Here is a 20838-nt window from a genome sequence, read left to right on the forward strand (position 1 = left end):
GTAAAAATGCCCTGCCCGAATATGGCGGGGTTTTTGCTTTTCTTGAAATGTGTTTCCGATTGAAAAGGGAAACTTAGTATCTTTAAGATAATTTAAAATAGAAAAGTTATGATGGGTTATTATATATTGATAGGAGCCATAGCCTTGGTGAGCTGGCTCGTTAGTAGTAGGCTTAAAAGCAAATTTAAGCACTATTCAAAGGTGCATTTGCGCAATGGAATGAGCGGTGCGGAAATCGCGGAGAAAATGTTGGCCGATCACGGTATTAATGATGTAAAGGTGGTTTCCACTGCTGGAATGTTAACTGATCATTACAACCCTGCGAACAAAACGGTCAACCTTAGTGAAGGTGTATACAATCAGCGCAACGCTTCTGCAGCTGCGGTTGCAGCACACGAATGTGGTCATGCGGTACAACATGCCCAAGCTTACGAGTGGTTAACGCTGCGATCAAAATTAGTGCCCGTGGTAAGTGTTACTTCGAGCATGTCGATGTGGGTAGTTTTTGGGGGATTAATGTTGGGTGCCGCCGCTGGTGTCGGGCTTGGATATTGGGTCGCCGTTGCCGGATTGGTCATGATGGGCTTGGCAACTTTGTTCAGTTTTATTACGCTTCCGGTAGAATATGACGCAAGTAACCGGGCATTGGCGTGGTTAAAAGCGAAAAATGTTGTGACTCCCGAAGAGTATAAAGGTTCTGAAGATGCCTTAAAATGGGCGGCCAGAACTTATTTGGTAGCAGCCATCGGTTCTTTGGCGACTCTAGTTTACTGGGGGCTTCAGGTTTTCGGAGGTAGAGATTAAGATGTTTAGAAAATAGATATGGGAAAGCCTGCTCGTTTGAGCAGGCTTTTTTAGTTTAAGGAGGGTGATTTTAGATAGTAATCTGTCTATCGATTTGTTGGGCCAGAGAGATAAAAGTTTCTGTACGGGATACCCCCTCGATTTGCTGTATTTCTTTATTTAATACCTGCATTAGATGTTCATTGTCACGGCAAAGTACTTTGATTAGAATTGACCAGTTTCCCGTAGTGTAATGGCATTCCAATATTTCCGGTATTTTGGCCAGCTGCTTTACGGCAACAGGGTTGCTCATGGCCTTATCGAGATAGATACCAATATATGCCATGGTAGTGTACCCCATCACTTTTGGGTTAATGACGAATTTAGAACCTGCTAATAGGCCCGAGGCTTCGAGTTTTCGCAACCGTTGATGAATGGCTGCACCCGAAATGCCTATATTACGGGCAATTTCAAGAATCGGTTTTCGGGCATCCTCCATTAAATACCTTAGAATTTTCTTGTCAATTCCGTCGATTTTGACATTTTCGTCATTAGATTTCATAGTTCTTGTTTCAAGTTATCGTTAAAAATACAGAATTTATTAAGGATTAAAACAAGATTAAAAGCTCCCCTGTTAAATTATTTGTGTATCAGGATTATACCCAAAATAAGGGACATCATATTCCCTAAATCGGATATGGTATTTTTGAAGTTCGGCTAAAATAGGTTTATAAACCTCTTTTCGAATGGGTATCTGTACCCCGGGCGTCGTAATTTTTTTATTTAAAATCGCAAGAGTGGCCATCGCAACGGGCAGACCTAAAGTTTTGGCCATGGCCGTATGTGTTCTGTTTTTTCCGGTAACTACCATATTGCTATCGATCTGTCGTTTTTCACCATCAAGTTCATAACCGAATTTGTGGTACATCACTATCATATCTTTATCATCATCGCCTAGCGACCATTTTTGTTCCAATATATATTGAAGCATTTGAGCAGGTGAGGCTTTCACAAGGGGAATGGTTTTCTTCGAATCGAATAGATTAAGCTCTAAAAGCTTTTCCCAAACAATATCATCTTGGTCAATTTTCAAATAGTGTCTCAGCTTTAGTTCAACCGAATCTGTAGGGGAGTAAGGAAGAAAAAGGTTGGTATAATCACGAAATGACATTTTCTCGCTGTTTTCGATGACATAGCTGTCATCGGTCATGCCCAATTGAACAAAAATGTTCCATGCCTTTGAAAACCCTACCCTTCGTAAAGTGCCGCGATAGAGGGTGAGTACATCTTGTAGTCCGTATGCTTCTCGATAGTTTAGCGAATCTCTATTTGCATACCCTTCAAAACGACCATAACCTTCGATTTCAAAATATTCGGTTCTTCTGAACAGTCTATGATAGGGTATATATTTATAGGTGCCTTCTTGAATAAATTTAGCCGTACCACCTTGACCGGCCAGAACTACATTTCTAGGGTTCCAGGTAAATTTGTAGTTCCAAAGGTTGGTGTCGCTTTCAGGGGCGACCAATCCTCCTGTAAAAGATTCAAAAAGTAACATTTTTCCACCTTTTTCACGAATTCGGTCAATTACCTGCATTGCACTCATATGATCGATGCCTGGGTCAAGACCCATCTCGTTCATGAAAATAAGTCCCTTTTGTTCTGCCGCGGGCGAAATTTCTTTTAGTTCTTTACTGATGTAAGAAGCGGTGACCAAATGTTTTTTGAGAGCAATACAGTCACGGGCGACCAATATATGCAAGCTTGCCGGAAGCATCGATACTACAATATTTGATTGGCTGATCAGGTTTTTTCGTAGGGCCTCGTCAAAAATATCAAGTTGTATGATTTCGCAAGCCACTTGATTTTTAATTCTGGATGGAATCATTTCCGGATGCAAGTCACCTATAGTTATTTGAAGCTGTTCAGATTCGGCCTTTTCCAAGAAATAATCAAGAAGATATGAGGTAGATTTTCCTGCGCCGATAACCAGAATTTTTCGAAGCATGTACTTTTCTTTAAGTTTGTCGTATATCCACTAAGGTATAAATTGTTATAATTTTAAAAAAGAATATATTTGATGTTATGAACAAAACAATTTGCGGTGCTGGAATCTTATTTGGCATGTCTGCTGTAATTCTTGGGGCATTTGGTGCACATGGTCTAGAAAAGTTGATTGATCAGAACAGCGTTCAAACTTTTGAAACCGGTATAGACTATCAAATGTATCATGCGCTACTCTTGCTGATTCTTGGAGGGTTGCCTCAATTAAAGCCTGAGGACAAAAAAGTGGTTTTCTATCTTCTCGTCAGCGGTATTATCTTTTTTTCCTTTTCCATATACTTATTGGCAACCAATGCATTGACGGGTTTTGATTTTCGAACCATTGGCTTCGTGACACCTATCGGAGGTGCCTTATTGATTATTGCATGGGGATTGTTCGGGTACAAAATTTATAGTCGTTTCAGTCAATGAATATTTTATAACTACATATCAGTAATCTTTTCAGCTAAAACTCAACTTAATGAACAACTCAACAACTAGCAAGCGTTCAATTTCTTTGAAAGCTTACGGTATCACGCACACAAATTTCAATTATCAACTGACGCCTGATGAACTTCATGAAATTACCATAGAAAAAGGTATGGGTAGAGAGGCCTATTCAGGGGCTTTGGCAATCAACACTGGTGAATTTACCGGTAGATCACCTAAGGATCGTTTCATTGTTAAAGATGAGGTGACCCAAGACAAAATTTGGTGGGGTGATATAAACATTCCCTTTACTCCAGAAAAATTTGAATCGCTTTATGATAAGGTGATTTCTTATCTGAACGAGAAAGAGCTTTACGTGCGTGATTGTTATGCCTGTGCCGACCATAACTATCGTATGGATATTAGGGTGGTGACCGAGTACCCTTGGTCTAATCTATTTGCCTACAATATGTTTATTCGACCTACGGAGGAAGAGTTAAGAAACTTCGATCCTGAATGGACTGTGATCAATGCCCCCGGATTTATGGCAGACCCTGAAGTCGATGGCACCAGACAGCATAATTTTGCCATTCTCAACTTTACCAAAAAGGTGGCACTGATCGGTGGTACAGGTTATACGGGAGAAATCAAGAAAGGTATATTTTCGGCCTTGAATTTCATATTGCCAGTTATGAAAAATACGATGCCGATGCACTGTTCGGCCAACGTGGGGCGAGAGGGGGATACTGCGATTTTTTTCGGTTTGTCCGGTACCGGAAAGACAACTTTGTCAACAGATGCTTCCCGAAAATTGATAGGTGACGATGAGCATGGCTGGAACAATGAAAATGCCGTTTTTAATTTTGAAGGCGGATGTTATGCCAAGGTAATCAACCTGTCGGCAGAAAGTGAGCCCGAAATTTTTGGGGCCATCAAGAAAGGTGCTATTCTCGAGAATGTAATTTTAGATGATAAAGGAGATGTCGATTTCTCCGATACTTCTATCACTCAAAATACTCGGGTGAGCTACCCCATATACCATATAGAAAATGTACAGCGCCCATCTATTGGTAAGAATCCGAAGAATATTTTCTTTTTGACTGCAGATGCCTTTGGTGTTTTACCTCCTATATCAAAACTGACTCCCAGTCAAGCGGCGTATCATTTTATATCGGGTTACACAGCTAAAGTGGCCGGTACCGAAGCGGGGGTGGTAGAACCAATTCCTTCGTTTTCTGCATGTTTCGGAGCGCCGTTTATGCCCTTGCATCCCGCTAAATACGCCGAGATGTTAAGTAAAAAAATGCAGGAGGCGGGCGTTAACGTGTGGTTGGTGAACACCGGGTGGACGGGAGGCCCTTACGGTGTTGGTACTCGAATGAAATTAAAATACACCCGCGCTATGATTAATGCCGTACTTAATGGTGATTTAGGGTTATATAATTACGATGAGTACCACATACACTCCGTATTTGGTGTAGCACAACCCAGAGAGTGCCCTGGGGTGCCGACCAGTGTTTTGAGTCCGAGAGCCACATGGAACGATGATAAGGCCTATTATACGACGGCCTTTAAACTGACCAATGCCTTTCGAGAGAACTTTAAGAAATTTGAAGCCTACGCTAGTGAAGAAATTCGACGCGGTGGGCCACAGCGGTATGCTTTTTAATTTAATAGTATAGTTAATTTCCACAAAAAAAGCGGTCTAGCATATAGACCGCTTTTTTTGTGGAAATTTTAGGTTACTTACTTCTTATTCACCGTGGTAATATACTTCTGAAGAGCCATAGTCATTGATGGCGTTTCCGGTGTCGGTGCCTTTATATCGATACGCAACCCGGCATCGGTAGCAGCTGAGATGGTCGAATTACCAAATACAGCAATACGGGTGTCTTTTTGCTCGAAGTCAGGAAAATTCTTCAATAGTGATTCTATACCAGAAGGACTAAAGAAAACCAAGATGTCGTAATAAACGTCTCTAAGGTTTGAGAGGTCGCTAATAACTGTTTTATAGAATATGCCACGCTTCCAGTCAATACCTAAATCGTTCAACGTGTTGGGTATGATTTCTTTTAAAACATCTGAGGAGGGCAACAAAAACTTTTCGGTCTTATACTTTTTAAATAAAGGAACCAACTCCTGAAAATTTCTTTGTCCTACATAAATCTTACGCTTACGGTAAACAACATATTTTTGAAGGTAATATGCTACCGCCTCAGATTGACAAAAATATTTCATAGAATCGGGTACCTTGAATCGCATTTCTTCAGCAATTCTAAAAAAATGGTCTACCGCATTTCTACTTGTTAAAATAATAGCAGAGTAGTTCTTTAAATCGATTTTCTGCTGGCGAACGTCTTTTGCGTCTACTCCCTCAACGTGGATGAAAGGTACAAAATCGACTTTGACTTTTTCCTTATCTATCAGCCTTGAATAAGGTGAGTTTTCCATCTTCGGTTCTGGTTGAGAGACCAAAATCGTCTTTACTTTCATATAACTCTAATTATAATTTCAGATAACTGCCAATGATAATGAACGGGGAAATTTCAAGAGCGCAAAGGTACAAAATAAAATAGAAAAAGTAGTTGGTAATGAATTTTTGATGATTCCTCAGTACTGTGACCCAACCGATTATATTTATCAATAGAATTATGAAAATGGACGCATATACTACAACGATTGAGTTTTTTACTACATATATCACTAGCAAATTCGCAATGAACATCACGAGACCACTGTAATTTAAATATGATAATTTTTTAAAAATTAGTTCACTAATCGTCTTATTTGACCCAAAAATAAATCCATTACCTAGTTGCAAACCCATTTTAACCAAGATAAAAAATAAAATGCACCCTAAAATTACTGGAAACATAAATGGGTACTCGTCATTAGGTGATGCTATCAATAGTTTTCTTGAGAGATAGACAAATAGTGCAAAATTGATGGTCTGAAAGATGGTGAAGAAGATATGGAACCAATTGACCAATTTTTCTTTCTTGTTGTACATAAAAATGTACTTGTTATTAAAAGGTAAAATAATAAAGTTCAAAAAACGATGATAAAAAAGACGTTTGGCCAAGACCAAAAACACAAGGCTTAAGATGAGTAAGATGGTCATCCAATCGGCGACCCCCGAAGTGCGTAAAATGGGCTCCATTACTCGAATTTTGTATTTATACCATTAATACCATATAATAAGCCGTTTTCAGAGATACCTATTCTAAAATAGGATGGGTCTTCCATTTCAGGTTTCGGAAATTTGAATTTAAAGGTCACGGTATCTTTTGCTGCTATAGTAGTTAAATCTTTATCTGTCGGAAGCGGGTCGATCGCAAATCGATCTTTCACGTCTTTAAAACTAGTCAAATAAGCAACATTAAATTTTAATTTGTTCAAATCGATGGTTTTATCATAGGGGTTATATAATTTGAATTCTTGTTCTCTTTCTAGATTTAGGCTTATGGGTTCTTCGACCAAGGTGCGTAGTTTTCGAAACGATTCAAAATTATCGAAATACTTGCCATAATACATTTTTCCATCGCCTTTGGGCAACTGTAGATCTGCTTTATTTTGTTTGCGTCTTGAAATGTAGAGAATTTTTTTCCCCTGAACTTTTGATTCAGAATCATCGATAGAGTACTGATTGCGTCGATACATCATATTGTTCAAAGAAAAAGTGGGTACGCCTGCATAGAAAGCATACATCGGTGCATTTCTATATGAATTTTCGAAGACAACCGGCATATCACCTATTTCAGACTGTATCTCAGCGACCCATTCTTTGTTACCGTGAGTTTCATAATAAATTGGCGACAATGGTTCGTGAACCAATCCGATTCTCAAGTATAAAATAAGAACCGCATTGATAAGCCCAGTTCGAAAGATCCACTTTCGGATCGTTTCATTTAGCATGACCTGTCGGAAAACAAGAACGATTAGCGGAATGGCAATAATAATAATCCATTGCGTCTGTATTCGCCTGTTAAAGCTTGACATGAAAAAGAAAATAATAATCCCGTAGGTCAAAAAAAGCATTGCACGGGTGAATTTATCGCGCTCTATAGTTTTAAATAAGGACCAATACACCCAAGGGAAGGTCAGCCCAAAAAGGGCTATGAGGTTCACCAGATAGCCTAAAGTGTATTTGGTAAAATTATAAGGGTCGTTGGGTCGGTCGAATAAATGGTACTTTATAGTCACAAAATCGTTCTGGTATAACCATATAAAGTGGGGGGTATAACACAAAAGTGCTACTATGACGGCTAGCCAAGCATTTCTTAAGGTGACCAATTTTAAATTGGAGAGCAAAACAAATATGATCACCAATGCCGCATGATATTTACTGTACATTAATCCGGCCATGGTAAGCCCCAGAATAACGCCCCAAAGCCATGTCGTGTTCTGCAGAAACCTTTTATAAACATATAGAAAAAGGGCTGTAAAGAACAATAAGGGGGTGTCTGGCAAAGTGAAAAACCCGTAAGCGTTCAATAACGCCATCGAGAAAATGAGAATGAAAAAATGTAGTACGTAATCTTTCTTTTTTTTATTTTCTATGCAGGCCCATAAAACTACGAACATCAATGTCGAGAGAATGCAACTTACAAAACGAACACCCAGTTCCCCGTCAAAAATTAAACTGCCCGTTTTAACCATCAACGCTACCAAAGGGGGGTGGTCAAAATAGCCCCAACTCAAATTTTGTGCATAATGCCAATAGTAGGCCTCATCAAAAATTAAGGGAGTGAAATACGATTGTAGCAGGTTGAGAACAAAAATGGCGCCTAATAGAAGTAAGAATAATTGCGGAAATTTAGACTTCATTTTTCGTTGAATAACTCAGTTTTAACAGGCTTTCGGTAATACAACGGGTAAAATTACAAATTATGATACAGTCGTAATGGCTAAAAATTTCACAATTCGTAGCTTGAGAAGCTCGAACACACTTGAAAATGCTATTTTTGCCCCACTAGCAACCATCGTATGTCAGATAGTCTGGTCATTATACCCACTTATAATGAGATTGAAAATATAGAAGCCATAATCGAGGCAGTCTTCGGTCTGACTAAAGATTTTCATGTACTTATTGTAGATGATAACTCTCCCGACGGCACTTCAGCAAAGGTTAAAGAAATGCAGGTCCGATATAGCGGCTCTCTGTTCTTGGAAACTCGAACGGAAAAATCTGGCCTGGGTACTGCATACATTCACGGTTTTAAATGGGCGATAGCCAAAAAGTACGATTATGTATTTGAAATGGATGCCGATTTCTCTCATAACCCAGAAGACTTGCCACGACTTTATCGGGCCTGTGTGAACGGTGCCGATGTTTCGGTGGGCTCTCGGTATAAGAAAGGTGTGAATGTCGTAGACTGGCCATTGTATCGTGTGTTATTGTCGTATGGTGCATCATTCTATGTAAAAATTATAACAGGAATGCGAGTACATGATCCCACGGCGGGTTTTGTTTGCTATAAACGACATGTTCTTGAAAACATACGTTTAGATTCTGTGCGTTTTGTAGGGTATGCGTTTCAAATCGAAATGAAATTCAGAGCCTACCTGAAAAACTACAAAATAGAAGAAGTGTCCATAATTTTTAGAGATCGCGTGAGAGGCAAATCCAAAATGTCATCATCGATTATTAATGAAGCTATAGTGGGAGTCTTTATGATGAAAGTGCGAAGCCTATTTCAAAAAAATAAATTTTAGTATGGGGAAAATTCTGATCAAAAATGCAACCATCGTCAATGAAAATACTGTTCTCGAAAGTGATGTACTTTTAGAAGGTGACCTGATTTCAAAGATCGGTAAAGATATTTCAGACGATACGGCAAAGGTTATCGATATAGATGGCAAATATCTATTGCCTGGCATCATTGATGATCAAGTGCATTTTAGAGAACCAGGGTTGACCCATAAAGGTGATATAGCTTCTGAAAGTAGGGCCGCTGTTGCCGGAGGTATCACTTCGTATATGGAACAGCCGAATACCGATCCGCAAACGACTACAATCGAGAAACTCGAAGAGAAATTCGCCCTAGCTTCGAAAACGTCGTATGCAAACCATTCCTTTTTGTTCGGGGGCACCAATGACAACCTTGAAGAAATCAAGCGGTTAGATAAGAATGCATGCTCTGGAGTAAAGTTATTTTTGGGGTCTTCTACCGGTAATATGCTAGTAGATGATGAGGCGGTTATCGAAAAAATTTTTAGCAGTACCGAGATGGTGATTTCGGCACATTGTGAAGATGAGGGTACTATACGTGCTAATTTGGCAAAATATAGATCGGAGTATGGCGACGATATTCCCATTAAATATCATCCGTTGATACGAAGTGAAGAGGCATGCTATCTTTCATCGTCGAAAGCGATAGCATTGGCCAAGAAAACAGGTGCACGTTTGCATGTTTTCCATTTATCAACCGGTAAGGAAACCGACCTTTTCAGAAACGACATTCCATTAAAAGATAAAAAAATTACCGCTGAGGTGTGTATTCACCACCTTTGGTTTTCCGATGTGGATTATGATAGTAAAGGAACACTAATAAAATGGAACCCTGCCGTAAAGACAGCCGAAGATCGTGCCCAACTATGGGAAGCTCTTCTTGACGACCGTTTAGATGTGATAGCCACAGACCATGCGCCACATCAATGGGATGAAAAAGATAATGTTTATATCAAGGCACCTTCTGGCGGGCCGCTAGTACAGCATGCCCTGCCGGCGATGCTAGAAAAATATCATGAAGGTGTTATTTCTTTAGAAAAAATGGTGGAGAAGATGTGCCACAACCCTGCGATACTCTTCGATATTGAGAAAAGAGGTTATGTGCGAGAGGGCTATTTCGCAGATTTGGCTGTTGTTGATATGAACAGTTCTTGGGCAGTAACCAAAGATAATATCGTTTATAAATGCGGATGGTCTCCTTTCGAGGGCAATACTTTTCGCTCAAAAATAACCCATACCTTTGTCAACGGTCACTTGGCCTATGAAAACGGAAATTTTTCTCCAGAACGACATGGTAGAAGATTGACTTTCGATAGATAGGCATAAGCTAAGTTGTAGTGATAAAAAAAATCAACATATTATTTCTAGTGCTCTGTTTGTGCTCTTGCAATGAAAAGTTGCTTGAAAAGCCAGATGGCCTTATCGCTAAAGATAAAATGGTTCAGGTCTTAAAAGATGTAGCCATTATAAATGCGGCAAAGACCACTAATATCAGTGTTTTACGAGATAATAATGTAGAGCCTATGACTTATGTTTTTGAAAAACATGGTATTGATAGCTTGCAATTTGCTGAAAGTGATAGGTATTATGCTTCTTTACCGGGCGAGTATCAAGATATTTATAAAAAGGTCGAGGCCATTTTAGAGAATGAACAAAATGTTTTTAAAGAGGCTAAGGCAGAGCAAGATAGTCTACGGAGACTAGAAATGGAGCAGAAGCAAAAGGAAGCAAAAAGAGTCAAGGATTCTCTTCAAGAAATTTCTCGCAACAAAACTGAAGAATAGGGTTTAGTGGTTCAAATTCAAAACCTAGGTCACGACTGATCTTGTGGTTATCAAAAATCTGCCGTTGTTTTAATGACCTAACGGAGTTTTTCGTAATCCTTCTCCCTTTCTTAAACAGTAGATTACCCAACCAATCAAACCAACGGCCTATTTCAAGTTGCCAGAATTTCAACTCCCTCTTAGGTGGCTTTAGTCCCATTTTATCGGTGATTCTTGTAAGAATTTCAAAGTAGGTCCAGTTTTCGGCAACGGCGATATAACGCTCGTTTTTAATATCGGAATACATTAATTCCAACATCATTTTAATCACATCGTTGACCGAAATAAAACCGGTACCACCGGGCGGGTAGAAACGGTGTTCTTTTTTGGCCACCGAGAACAATGCACCACTTCCGCTATCCCAAAAACCTGGTCCGATAATAACCCCAGGGTTAACTATTATGACGTCAAGGCCTTCTTGAGAACTACGCCAAACTTCCATCTCCGCATCATATTTTGTTAGGGCATAGACATTGGCGGTCTGGGGCGTCCATGCTGTATCTTCATTAGCCTTTTTTCCGTGAAGACTTTTGCCTATCGTGCCTATCGTGCTTACGTAGCAAAGCTTTCTAATACGGTTAAGAATACAAAGATTTACAATGTTTGCCGTGCCTTCGGTGTTTATTTTGTGTAACTTGTTATAATCGCTGGGATCAAATGAAATTAAGGCTGCTGCGTGGTAGACGTACTCAATATCTACGAAAGCGGTTTCGAGAGCAGGTATATCATTGAGGTCTGCTTCGGCCCATTCAATTTTATCATATAGATTGGCAGCGCTCTTACCGTAATAAGCGAAGACTTTTTTCACCCTGTCGAGGTCGCTATTTTTTCTATGGATGGCCCTTACGGCAAAACCTTCTTTTAGAAGTTTAAGCAAAAGATGTGCACCTACTAAACCTGTTCCGCCTGTAACCAAAATCATGTTTCAAAGTTAGCGAATAGACTTGGATAATTTCCTGTCTTGTCACAAGGGTAAGCCCCGATTTACCTTTATATTTGCATGAAAATTTAGAAAGAGGTAAAATGGCTTCAAACTTTGTAGAAGAATTGAAATGGAGGGGTATGTTGCATGACGCAATGCCCGGTACTGAAGAACATCTTTTAAGCGGAATGCAATCGGCCTATGTAGGTATAGACCCCACTGCAGATTCGCTGCATATCGGTCATTTAGTGGGTGTTATGATGCTTCGTCACTTTCAATTGGCGGGTCATAAACCTTATGCTTTAATAGGTGGTGCCACGGGAATGATCGGTGACCCATCGGGAAAATCTGCTGAGAGAAACCTATTGGATGAAGCTACCTTAAGACATAATCAAGAGGCGTTAAAAGAACAGCTTTCTCGTTTTTTAGATTTTGATAGTACTACCGATAATGGCGCTGTTTTGGTCAATAATTATGATTGGATGAAAGATTTTTCTTTTCTCGATTTCATTCGTGATGTAGGCAAGCATATTACCGTGAACTATATGATGGCCAAAGATTCGGTGAAAAAACGCCTTTCCGCGGAAGCGAAAGAAGGAATGTCTTTTACTGAGTTTACCTATCAAATGGTGCAGGGTTATGATTTTCTTCACCTCTATAAAAATCACAATTGTACCCTTCAGATGGGCGGAAGCGATCAATGGGGCAATATCACCACCGGTACCGAGTTAATTCGAAGAATTGGTAATGGAAAGGGCTATGCACTTACCTGCCCGTTAATTACCAAAGCCGACGGCACCAAATTTGGCAAGACCGAAAGTGGTAACATTTGGTTAGATTCAGAGCGAACCTCGCCGTATCGTTTTTATCAATACTGGCTCAACACTTCTGATGAAGATGCCGAGAAATACATCAAAATTTTCACTTTTATAACTAAGAGTGAGATTGAAGGCTTGATTGCGACACATCAAGAAGCGCCTCACCTTCGAAGTTTGCAAATGCGTTTGGCAGAAGAGATTACGACCATGGTACATTCTAAAGATGATTTAGAAAATGCTCAAAAGGCCAGTACTATTCTATTCGGCAAGTCGACATCCGAAGATTTGAAAAAACTCGATGAGAAAACGTTCTTAGATGTTTTTGAAGGGGTTCCGCAAGCGGAGATTGCCCTTTCAGAACTTGAGAACGGACTAGATATGATTGGAGCCCTTGCTGATAAAACGGGATTCTTAGGCTCAAATAGCGAAGCGCGAAGAGAATTGAGACAAAACTCAATTTCAGTCAACAAAGAAAAGGTGAAGGCAGACTACATGATTACTGCTTCAGATCTTATCAATGAGAAATTCGTTCTTCTACAAAGAGGAAAGAAAAATTATTTTGTGCTAGTTGTGGTGTAAGGTAGCAAAGAGCTGCTGTGTTAATTTTATGGGCTTGCCAATAAATTCAACCTTACTGCGTTAGATTTTCATATATCCCTATAATCTTGGATAACTATGAAAAATTTAGCCTTAGGCCTGTTCGCATTTATCATGCTTCTGAGTTGCGATAAGCTCGATGAACTCACCAAATTTGACATCGAGTATAAAAGTAATGTTACCATACCTTCAACTACCGGTATCGATTTGCCCTTTGATGTTTTTACCCCTGATATGGAAACAAATTCTGATTCTGAATTTGAGGTAAACGATACGCGTAAAGATTTGATTGAAGACATCAGGTTGACAGAATTGATTTTGAAAATCACCTCTCCTGATGACGCCGATTTTAGCTTTCTTGAATCTATTGTAATATATATATCTGCGGAAGATTTAGACGAGATCAAGATTGCTGAAGAAGCAGAGGTAGACCCAAATACAGGAAACACTCTTGATGTTGATGTAATAGATGTCGATCTTCAAGAATACATCAAGAAAGACAAGTTTAACCTTAGATTAGAGACTGTTACCGATGAGGCGATTAGCAGAGACCATGAAATTGAAGTGAATTCGACCTTCTTCGTCGATGCAAAAATTTTAGGACTTTAAAGTACCATTAGATTACAACCTCTAATATCTGAATGGTCAAAACGACCTAAAATTTCAAATGAACCATCTGAAAGTTCTTTGCCCAGATCTTGTGTGGCTATGAACGAGCATGAATACTTATTGGCAAGATCAATAACGTTTATGCCGCCAGTTTTACCATTATCTTGATAAGTTAAAGGGTCTTCCGTATCACGAATGAGCACTTTCATCCAAGATGGGGTGTTAAAGATGCCATTGCCTTTTGAATAGGCTTGAGATAATAGTTCGGTCATTCCGTATTCTGAATGGATCTGGTTGACCCCAAATCCGATTTTTAAGATTTCATGTAGTTCTTCACGAATGAGCTCTTTTCTGCGACCTTTCATTCCTCCGGTTTCCATTACAATGGTGTGGTCTAATTTCATATTGCCTTCTTCTACCATATCAAGAAGCGCAAAAGAGACACCTATAAGCAAGGTTTTTTGGCCTTCCTTTTCCAATTGATATAGTTTTTTCCTCAGTTCATCTAAATCGTTGAGATAAAATCCGCCTGTGGGGTGTCCGCTTTGTTCAATGAGTCGGTCGACCATATAAATCAATGAAGAGCCTTCACGTTCTAGGTAAGAGGGTAAAAGTGCAAGAATACAGTAATCGGTAACATTGCCATAGAATATTTCGAAAGCCTTTTGAAAGCTTTTTTCGTAGAGCTGAATATCGGTCACATAATGTTTGCTTGTCCGATTTCCTGTAGTTCCACTACTTGTAAAAAGGGTATTCGGTCGGTCTTGGGTGGCCAGAACGGTTTTAGATTTAAAAAAGGAAATAGGTAGAAAGGGAATTTCTCTTAATCGATGAACATTTGAATCTGATTTGCCCAAATAGCTGCAGAATTCTTGATAGACTTTATTGTTCCGAAATTGAAAACGAAAAGTATCCAAGGCCTGAGCTTCAAAATCGCTTGGTGTAGAAATAGTAAAAATAGTATTGTCTTTCATATAGATTCGGTATCACAAAAGTAACGATATCAAGCGTTTTAAATATTATTTATCCACGCCGCTCTAATGTTAATAAATTAACATTAGAGCTATGTAGTAGTTAATCTTTTCTTAATAATTTAAAATAATACGGTAAGATTTTGAAGCGGAGTTTAGACCTGTACCTTTGGCGCTAATCGATTTCTAGATTATATTAAATTAAAACTAAAGACTAAAGTATGAGTCAGGTAAAGAATAATGATACGGTTAAAGTACATTACACAGGTAAGTTAGAAGACGGCCAGGTTTTCGATAGTTCTGTAGAAAGAGGAGAACCATTACAGTTCACTTTGGGTCAAGGCCAATTGATACCCGGTTTCGAAAAGGGTTTGATCGATATGAAGGTGAATGAAAAGAAGACAGTGAATATTCCTAAAACTGAAGCTTATGGGGAGACTAATGAGCAGCTGATACAGGAAGTTCCGAAGAGTCAATTGTCTGACGATATCGAGCCGCAGGTTGGTATGGGCTTGGTTTCTCAAACCCCGAACGGGCAAGAGATAAACCTAATTGTAAAAGATGTAAAAGATGATTCTATCGTGGTCGATGGTAACCATCCATTGGCAGGTAAAGACCTAGTTTTCGACTTAGAATTGGTCGAGATTATGTAAGATTTTAACGAGACATTTTTGTTTCTATTGTATATGGAAAAGCCCTCATTGAGGGCTTTTTATTTTATAACTAGTTTTCTATTTACGGTTTTTTGATTTTCGGTAATTTGTAGCATATAGATTCCAGAATGTAGAGATGTAATGCTAAGGTTGTTTCGGTAAATTCTATCTGTCAATACAATTTTTCCAAACACATCATAAACGGTTACTTCTTTTGGCAGGTTACTATCTGTGACAATCTGTACAGTTTCGCCGTAGGCGGGATTAGGGTAAAGTTTTAATTCTAGTTGCTCTGTTTGAGATTGAAAATTGTCTACTTCTTGCGAATATATGGTAACAGAGCAAAACAAGGTTAAGGTCAGGTAAAGCAGTCGCATGGTAATTGATTTGGGATCAACACCTTAAAAATAACGATTGAAGAGATTAAGAGAATAAGAATGTTGTGAAAGCTACATTATTGTAGGTGTCTAGAGGGTCGCTTGTCGTTCATCGGAATTTATGAGCCGATTATCGAAATGAAAAATGAACGAATTACACCGATGTAGTTGATGCCTATAAAATTGCAAAGTCTACTTTACGATAAGCTTACGAGTTGCGACTTTGTTAAGTTCATAAACCCTTAAAACATATACGCCGGCATCTAAATCGCCTAGAAAAAGTTCTTTTCCGTTTATTTTGGTTTCTAACACTTGAGTACCTAAAACATCGTAAATGGCAATTCGTTTAGCTGCATTTTTTGAAGTGCTGATGTATATTTTACCTTCTGTAACCGGGTTGGGGTAGAGTTTGAACCCATCGATATCCCCATTATTACGGTCCGTTTGTGCGTAACTAAAGGAGATAAATAAAAATGTTACAATTAAGTAAAAGTGCTTCATGCAGTTGGTTGAACAAATAATGTACCACAAATATACTAAATCTTTGTTTCGTTCGTTGCGGCGCATGTATGAACGGTATGGTTTTATGGTCATATAGTAAAAAACCCCGCATTTGCGGGGTTTTAATATCTTGATTCAGAGCCGAATCTAGAAATTAACACTGTAACTTAAAGAAATCGCCTGACCAGGATTTCTTAATGAATAGATTTTATCTTCTGCTCCGAACGATTTATAAACACTTTCAATCTTATCGCTCAAAATATTGGAAAAGCGAAGAGATATTTTATTGCTGTTATCTTTGCCGAATTCTTTGCTAAAGTTCATTCTTAAATTATGAAATGGTTTTGTAAAGACATCTGGGATATCGCCATTACCTACAATTTCTAGGGTTTCTCCTTGTACATTATAAAAAAGACCTGCTTGCCATCCGTTTTCATTATTGTCATAATCTATTCCAAAATTGATCAATAATGGTGACTGGCCCTGTAATTTTCTGTTATCATCAAGGGTTTCTCCGTCTCGAAGATTATCTCTTCTAGCGCTCTCTTCGTCTACACTAAAAGATTGTTGAGACTCAATAACCGATATATTGGTATTGATATTGAAGTTATCCCATCCGGGGATGAAACCTAGATTTCTGCGTATTTCCAATTCAGCACCGTATACGTTGGCATCTCCTAGATTTAGAGGTGTGAACTGACCCCTGGCTTCACGAATGAAAGTAAGTTCGATAGGGTCGGTAAAACTTTTGGCAAATGCACTTACAGCAAAAAAGTTAGTGCCCTCACCATAAGATTCAAATCTCAAATCAAAGTTGCTGATATAGGTTGGCTGTAAATTGATGTTGCCGATGAAAAAAGTGCTTGACACCGGGTCGAAAATTTGAGCTATTGACGCTTCTTTAAAGGAGGGCCGAGCAGTTGTTTTTGAAAAAGAACCTCTTATTTTCTTATTCGCATCTTCGCCTATTTCATAAATAAGATTGACCGAGGGAAAGAAGTCTGTTTTGTCCAATATTTTTTCTTTGTCAAGGCGAGTGCCGTCTTGTTGTTCACCTGTATATATCAAGTCAAATTTTTCAACACGAACTCCTACAATGGCGTTGAAGTTATCGGTCATTTTAAACTCATCGGATATATAACCAGCAGCTACCGAAATTTCAGAGTCAAAAGAATCTGAAGTATTTGAATCTCTACGCACAAAAACACCTTCTCTGGAATCTAAACGGTATATATTATCTGAAAGAAGAACATTATCGGCATTACCTTCGAAATTTAAACTATAATTGGCACCTCTAGATTGTACCGGAAATGAAAATTGATCAACGGTAAACTCCCTTTGCTTATTGGTATAGGCACCGCCTATTTTAAATTTAGCATCCCTTCCGAAGAATTTATGATTCTTGGTAATGTTCAGTTTCCCTGCAAGGTTGATTTCCTCTAAGTCTCGCCATATACGGCTTGGGTCACCAGATTCACTAGGGGATATACTATAGTTGCCCGATTCTGGATTAAAACGAAACGGTGTGGTACGAAAGTCTTTGTCGTAGATTCTTGATAGTGTAGGAGACAATTTCCATTCTACTTTGAAGCTTGCATCATCATTGGTATGCTCACCGTTCAATAGTACATTGGTGATGGATCGTTGAGTGTAAGTCAAAACATCTTTAAATACAATGTTTGAATTCACGCTAAAATTCTGTTGTCTTATGTATGAAGCTGTTGATTCACCGTTTTGAATATGAAGACCGTTCAGCTTGTATTTTGACTTGCCGGTCTTTAATGAGAGTCCGGCAAGAGCACTTATAAGAACATTATTTGTACCTAAATCACCCGCTTGGGTACGGTCGTTGTTCAGTTCTAATTGTGATCTATCTTGATCATCTTTTCTGAAAACCTGACCATTAACATAGTCTTCATAGTATTCGGTACTGTTTTTATAGGACAACGAGGCCAAATAACCGATTTTTTTCGAACCTTCTTCGTTAAGATCGTATTGATTGCCGGCGGTAATGCCAAAATTATAGTCCATATTACTTTGTTCCTGTAACGCCTTTAAGTTTGGGTCAAAACGTCTCGTGAGCAGGCGAGCCGTTTCGCCATCTTGTGTCGGCAACGGTATATCGGTGCTTTGTTGAATAGGCAAATCTCTAAGGCCATCATCATAACCCAAAAAGTCTGTATCGCTACCTTGGTAATTCAGATAGCTATCTTTAAAGTGCATACTTGAATTGTAACCAAGTCCAAACGAGGCACTGTATTCAGGTCTCGTTGGTAAATCTTTGGTCACGATATCGACGACGCCGCCGGTGAAATCAGCAGGTTGGTCTGCAGTTGCAGATTTGACCACTATAATATTGTCGAGTATATTGGTCGGAAAGATATCTAATTGCAACGTATTTCTATCAGGATCAAGACCGGGTACATCCATTCCGTTAAGAATAGATTTTGTGTAGCGGTCACCGAGCCCTCGCACATAGACGAACTTGCCACCTTGAACTGAAACACCGGGAACACTTTTAACCGCTCCGGCGATATCACTGGCCCCAGATTTTTTTATACTTTGAATAGAAAGCCCATCCATAAGAGCTACCGAACGTTTTTGTAAATTTAAGACTGAAGATTCGGTATTTTTAGAAACAGTAGTTGTTACAACAACTTCTTCTAAAGAATTGGCGGCGGGGTTCAGGGTCACATCGACCGTGGTTTCCCCTCCATCTGTTACTTCGACCCCTGTAATTTCCTTGGTTTCATAACCCAAATAGGAATATACTACGGTATAAGACCCTGGTTCTACATTTAAGGCATATTTGCCATCAAAATCAGATGTTGTTCCAGTTGTAGTTCCTTTGATTACCACATTCGCAAAGGGGAGAACATCATTAAACTCTCCGTCGTTCAAAGTACCTGATATAATTCCGGTTTGGCCAAAACTATATTGAACGGCCAACATTACGACAAAGAGAAATGCAGTTTGAAATTTCATTTCGTATAATTTTACAATATCATTTTAAAAAAATAAATTGCTCGCTTCATGATAATGGAAGCGAGCAATTATATCTTAGGTTGCCAATTCAATTGGCTCTCTTCAATTTTTATTAGAAACCTAAACTAGCTTTTACGTTAGCATATGTCCAAGCGAATGCTGATACATCGGCACCCACAGAAGCGGTAGCGCCAGCTTCAATCATCGTTGTCCAGTCTGCAGCTCTCTCAGTAAATGTCGGATCTAAGATAATTTGATCTTCGATTTCAACATCGTTGTCGTCTTTGGCAACACCTTCGACGAAGATTTCATTTCCAAACCCTTCGATTTCCCAAGCATCAAACGCTAGACCGACTTCCATTGTGCGATCAGCATCCCAATCAAGAAAGTTCTGTGCCACGGCATTGTTGTCAAGTTCAACATCTTTGCCTGCAGGGAAACCTACAGCATATACATTGCTTGTCATACCCATCGCGTTACTTCTGTAGTCGGCGTATTCACCATCTTCAGCAGCATCGTTTCCGAACATGGTCACATTGGTCAAGGTAAATCTACCTTCCAATGAACCTTCAGGTCCATCAATTTCAAGGGCGTGGTCAGAAACACCACCTTGTACGATAACTACATTGTCAATAGTACCTGAATATGCTTGGTCAATATCGATTGCATCATCACCTTGCGCCCAAACGAAAAGGTTCGTTGCGTTTACGGTACCTCCGAAGAATTCGATACCATCATCAACGTTGGCAACAACTTCGATGTGGTCTACTTCTGTACCTGAACCAACCGCACCAAGGGTTAGTCCGTTGATTTCGTTTCCTTCACCGATTAAAGCACCACCGTGTCTGATAGAGATGTATTTAAGTGTGCCTGAGTCATCTGTAGGATCATCGCCGCCATATAGACCGAAGTTGTTATCCTCAGTTGGAAGACCTTCTATTTGTGCCTGTGGTGCATCACCGTCAAGAGATACAGGTGCGTTACCTAATATGATTAGACCACCCCATTCACCTCTGTTATTCTCATCAAGATTAGAACCAGAAGTTTGACCGATAGCAATATCGTCAGTAGAAGAAGTAAAGATTATAGGGGCTTCAGCAGTACCGATTGCTTCGATGTTCGCACCAGCAGGAATTACCAGTACAGAAGCATTTGCTCCTGTTCCAGGATTACCTTTAATAATAGTACCGGCTTCGATAGTCAAAGTGGCACCAGGCTCAACGAAAATTCTTCCGTCTAAGAAGTACATGTTATCAGCAGTCCAAGTAGTATCTTCGGTAACATTGTCGCTAACCGTAACTTCACTGCTTTCAGCACAGGCTTCACAAGAACCACCACAATCAATTCCGGTTTCGTCACCATTCTTAACACCATCGGAACATGTAGGGTCTCCCACCGAATCTTCGCAGGCATTACAATTGGGTCCTCCACAATCGATTCCGGTTTCACCATTATTCTGAATTCCGTCACTACAAGTTTCTGATGAAGTATCAGGTCCGCCATCATCATCGCTACAGCTAACGAAGGTTAATGTGGCAAAAGCCATCATTGCAAATACAATTCTTTTCATTTTGTCAGTATTAAGTTTCATAATTA

20 protein-coding genes are annotated in these 20838 nt (G+C 39.4%); 9 read left to right on the forward strand and 11 right to left on the reverse strand.

What is annotated here, in order from left to right:
• The first annotated feature begins 108 nt into the window (after positions 1-108).
• Positions 109-804: a zinc metallopeptidase gene (locus tag IV512_RS06655; protein ID WP_100870006.1), complete on the forward strand. Its 696-nt coding sequence runs from the start codon at positions 109-111 to the stop codon at positions 802-804.
• Positions 805-874: 70 nt separating this feature from the next.
• Here IV512_RS06655 and IV512_RS06660 read toward each other — a convergent pair whose 3' ends face one another.
• Entirely contained in the window at positions 875-1345 is a 471-nt protein-coding gene (locus IV512_RS06660; RefSeq protein ID WP_100870005.1) for an Lrp/AsnC family transcriptional regulator, read from the reverse strand.
• A gap of 72 nt (positions 1346-1417) precedes the next feature.
• On the reverse strand, positions 1418-2791 hold the full coding sequence (locus IV512_RS06665) for a saccharopine dehydrogenase family protein (protein WP_209401779.1): 1374 nt from the start codon (positions 2789-2791) through the stop codon (positions 1418-1420).
• A gap of 77 nt (positions 2792-2868) precedes the next feature.
• On the opposite strand from IV512_RS06665, the gene IV512_RS06670 reads away from it, so the two are divergent.
• Together IV512_RS06670 and pckA are read left to right on the forward strand one after the other, a co-directional pair.
• Complete coding sequence (locus tag IV512_RS06670; RefSeq protein WP_209401780.1) at positions 2869-3258, forward strand: DUF423 domain-containing protein; 390 nt, start codon at positions 2869-2871, stop codon at positions 3256-3258.
• A 49-nt stretch (positions 3259-3307) separates the two neighbouring features.
• Positions 3308-4924: a phosphoenolpyruvate carboxykinase (ATP) gene (pckA, locus tag IV512_RS06675; protein ID WP_209401782.1), complete on the forward strand. Its 1617-nt coding sequence runs from the start codon at positions 3308-3310 to the stop codon at positions 4922-4924.
• 77 nt (positions 4925-5001) lie between these two features.
• Here the strand turns inward: pckA and IV512_RS06680 are convergent, their stop codons facing one another.
• From IV512_RS06680 to IV512_RS06690, 3 genes are read right to left on the reverse strand one after another with little or no spacing between them, the layout of a single operon-like run.
• Positions 5002-5748 (reverse strand): uroporphyrinogen-III synthase, encoded by a 747-nt coding sequence (locus IV512_RS06680; protein ID WP_209401784.1) that lies wholly within the window; start codon positions 5746-5748, stop codon positions 5002-5004.
• Positions 5749-5758: 10 nt separating this feature from the next.
• Positions 5759-6415 carry a DUF4271 domain-containing protein gene (locus tag IV512_RS06685; protein WP_209401786.1) on the reverse strand — a complete coding sequence of 219 codons (657 nt, stop codon included), beginning with the start codon at positions 6413-6415 and terminating at the stop codon, positions 5759-5761.
• Entirely contained in the window at positions 6415-8082 is a 1668-nt protein-coding gene (locus IV512_RS06690; protein WP_209401788.1) for a glycosyltransferase family 39 protein, read from the reverse strand. Before IV512_RS06690 ends, IV512_RS06685 begins: the two co-directional genes overlap by 1 nt.
• Before the next feature lie 159 nt (positions 8083-8241).
• Between IV512_RS06690 and IV512_RS06695 the strand changes: the two genes are divergently transcribed.
• The 3 genes from IV512_RS06695 to IV512_RS06705 are packed head-to-tail and all read left to right on the forward strand — an operon-like array spanning position 8242 to position 10770.
• Positions 8242-8970 (forward strand): polyprenol monophosphomannose synthase, encoded by a 729-nt coding sequence (locus IV512_RS06695; RefSeq protein WP_209401790.1) that lies wholly within the window; start codon positions 8242-8244, stop codon positions 8968-8970.
• A gap of 1 nt (position 8971) precedes the next feature.
• The gene (locus IV512_RS06700) at positions 8972-10306 is read left to right on the forward strand and encodes a dihydroorotase (protein WP_209401792.1); all 1335 of its coding nucleotides are present in this window, start codon (positions 8972-8974) and stop codon (positions 10304-10306) included.
• Positions 10307-10323: 17 nt separating this feature from the next.
• Entirely contained in the window at positions 10324-10770 is a 447-nt protein-coding gene (locus IV512_RS06705; RefSeq protein WP_209401794.1) for a DUF4296 domain-containing protein, read from the forward strand.
• Here IV512_RS06705 and IV512_RS06710 read toward each other — a convergent pair.
• Positions 10724-11731, reverse strand: coding sequence for an NAD-dependent epimerase/dehydratase family protein (locus IV512_RS06710; protein ID WP_209401795.1), 1008 nt, complete (start codon positions 11729-11731; stop codon positions 10724-10726). The two genes, IV512_RS06705 and IV512_RS06710, sit on opposite strands and share 47 nt — an antisense overlap.
• Positions 11732-11832: 101 nt before the next feature.
• On the opposite strand from IV512_RS06710, the gene tyrS reads away from it, so the two are divergent.
• Positions 11833-13128: a tyrosine--tRNA ligase gene (gene tyrS / locus IV512_RS06715; RefSeq protein WP_209401796.1), complete on the forward strand. Its 1296-nt coding sequence runs from the start codon at positions 11833-11835 to the stop codon at positions 13126-13128.
• Positions 13129-13224: 96 nt separating this feature from the next.
• Positions 13225-13755 (forward strand): hypothetical protein, encoded by a 531-nt coding sequence (locus IV512_RS06720; RefSeq protein ID WP_209401797.1) that lies wholly within the window; start codon positions 13225-13227, stop codon positions 13753-13755.
• Here the strand turns inward: IV512_RS06720 and IV512_RS06725 are convergent.
• Positions 13752-14729, reverse strand: coding sequence for an acyl transferase (locus IV512_RS06725; protein WP_209401798.1), 978 nt, complete (start codon positions 14727-14729; stop codon positions 13752-13754). The genes IV512_RS06720 and IV512_RS06725 overlap by 4 nt on opposite strands.
• A 218-nt stretch (positions 14730-14947) precedes the next feature.
• Here IV512_RS06725 and IV512_RS06730 point away from each other — a divergent pair, with 218 nt between their 5' ends.
• A complete protein-coding gene (locus IV512_RS06730) occupies positions 14948-15379 on the forward strand; it encodes a peptidylprolyl isomerase (protein ID WP_209401799.1) in 432 nt (143 codons plus the stop codon).
• A gap of 59 nt (positions 15380-15438) precedes the next feature.
• Here IV512_RS06730 and IV512_RS06735 read toward each other — a convergent pair whose 3' ends face one another.
• The 4 genes from IV512_RS06735 to IV512_RS06750 form a co-directional block, all read right to left on the reverse strand.
• Entirely contained in the window at positions 15439-15756 is a 318-nt protein-coding gene (locus IV512_RS06735) for a T9SS type A sorting domain-containing protein (protein ID WP_209401800.1), read from the reverse strand.
• A 192-nt stretch (positions 15757-15948) separates the two neighbouring features.
• Positions 15949-16257, reverse strand: a complete 309-nt coding sequence (locus tag IV512_RS06740) for a T9SS type A sorting domain-containing protein (protein ID WP_209401802.1) — start codon at positions 16255-16257, stop codon at positions 15949-15951.
• 147 nt (positions 16258-16404) lie between these two features.
• The gene (locus IV512_RS06745) at positions 16405-19242 is read right to left on the reverse strand and encodes a TonB-dependent receptor (RefSeq protein ID WP_209401804.1); all 2838 of its coding nucleotides are present in this window, start codon (positions 19240-19242) and stop codon (positions 16405-16407) included.
• A 112-nt stretch (positions 19243-19354) separates the two neighbouring features.
• The gene (locus IV512_RS06750; protein WP_209401806.1) at positions 19355-20812 is read right to left on the reverse strand and encodes a hypothetical protein; all 1458 of its coding nucleotides are present in this window, start codon (positions 20810-20812) and stop codon (positions 19355-19357) included.
• Positions 20813-20838: the final 26 nt, after the last annotated feature.

This window comes from Pseudozobellia sp. WGM2 (genome assembly GCF_017810075.1).
Taxonomy (GTDB): Bacteria; Bacteroidota; Bacteroidia; order Flavobacteriales; family Flavobacteriaceae; genus JADNYK01.

What these genes read in the sequence shown, in the direction of transcription:
- IV512_RS06655 (WP_100870006.1), top strand. Translation starts at nt 109, where the DNA reads ATGATGGGTTATTATATATTGATAGGAGCCATAGCCTTGGTGAGCTGG.
- IV512_RS06660 (WP_100870005.1), bottom strand. Translation starts at nt 1,345, where the DNA reads ATGAAATCTAATGACGAAAATGTCAAAATCGACGGAATTGACAAGAAA.
- IV512_RS06665 (WP_209401779.1), bottom strand. Translation starts at nt 2,791, where the DNA reads ATGCTTCGAAAAATTCTGGTTATCGGCGCAGGAAAATCTACCTCATAT.
- IV512_RS06670 (WP_209401780.1), top strand. Translation starts at nt 2,869, where the DNA reads ATGAACAAAACAATTTGCGGTGCTGGAATCTTATTTGGCATGTCTGCT.
- pckA (WP_209401782.1), top strand. Translation starts at nt 3,308, where the DNA reads ATGAACAACTCAACAACTAGCAAGCGTTCAATTTCTTTGAAAGCTTAC.
- IV512_RS06680 (WP_209401784.1), bottom strand. Translation starts at nt 5,748, where the DNA reads ATGAAAGTAAAGACGATTTTGGTCTCTCAACCAGAACCGAAGATGGAA.
- IV512_RS06685 (WP_209401786.1), bottom strand. Translation starts at nt 6,415, where the DNA reads ATGGAGCCCATTTTACGCACTTCGGGGGTCGCCGATTGGATGACCATC.
- IV512_RS06690 (WP_209401788.1), bottom strand. Translation starts at nt 8,082, where the DNA reads ATGAAGTCTAAATTTCCGCAATTATTCTTACTTCTATTAGGCGCCATT.
- IV512_RS06695 (WP_209401790.1), top strand. Translation starts at nt 8,242, where the DNA reads ATGTCAGATAGTCTGGTCATTATACCCACTTATAATGAGATTGAAAAT.
- IV512_RS06700 (WP_209401792.1), top strand. Translation starts at nt 8,972, where the DNA reads ATGGGGAAAATTCTGATCAAAAATGCAACCATCGTCAATGAAAATACT.
- IV512_RS06710 (WP_209401795.1), bottom strand. Translation starts at nt 11,731, where the DNA reads ATGATTTTGGTTACAGGCGGAACAGGTTTAGTAGGTGCACATCTTTTG.
- tyrS (WP_209401796.1), top strand. Translation starts at nt 11,833, where the DNA reads ATGGCTTCAAACTTTGTAGAAGAATTGAAATGGAGGGGTATGTTGCAT.
- IV512_RS06720 (WP_209401797.1), top strand. Translation starts at nt 13,225, where the DNA reads ATGAAAAATTTAGCCTTAGGCCTGTTCGCATTTATCATGCTTCTGAGT.
- IV512_RS06725 (WP_209401798.1), bottom strand. Translation starts at nt 14,729, where the DNA reads ATGAAAGACAATACTATTTTTACTATTTCTACACCAAGCGATTTTGAA.
- IV512_RS06730 (WP_209401799.1), top strand. Translation starts at nt 14,948, where the DNA reads ATGAGTCAGGTAAAGAATAATGATACGGTTAAAGTACATTACACAGGT.
- IV512_RS06735 (WP_209401800.1), bottom strand. Translation starts at nt 15,756, where the DNA reads ATGCGACTGCTTTACCTGACCTTAACCTTGTTTTGCTCTGTTACCATA.
- IV512_RS06740 (WP_209401802.1), bottom strand. Translation starts at nt 16,257, where the DNA reads ATGAAGCACTTTTACTTAATTGTAACATTTTTATTTATCTCCTTTAGT.
- IV512_RS06745 (WP_209401804.1), bottom strand. Translation starts at nt 19,242, where the DNA reads ATGAAATTTCAAACTGCATTTCTCTTTGTCGTAATGTTGGCCGTTCAA.
- IV512_RS06750 (WP_209401806.1), bottom strand. Translation starts at nt 20,812, where the DNA reads ATGAAAAGAATTGTATTTGCAATGATGGCTTTTGCCACATTAACCTTC.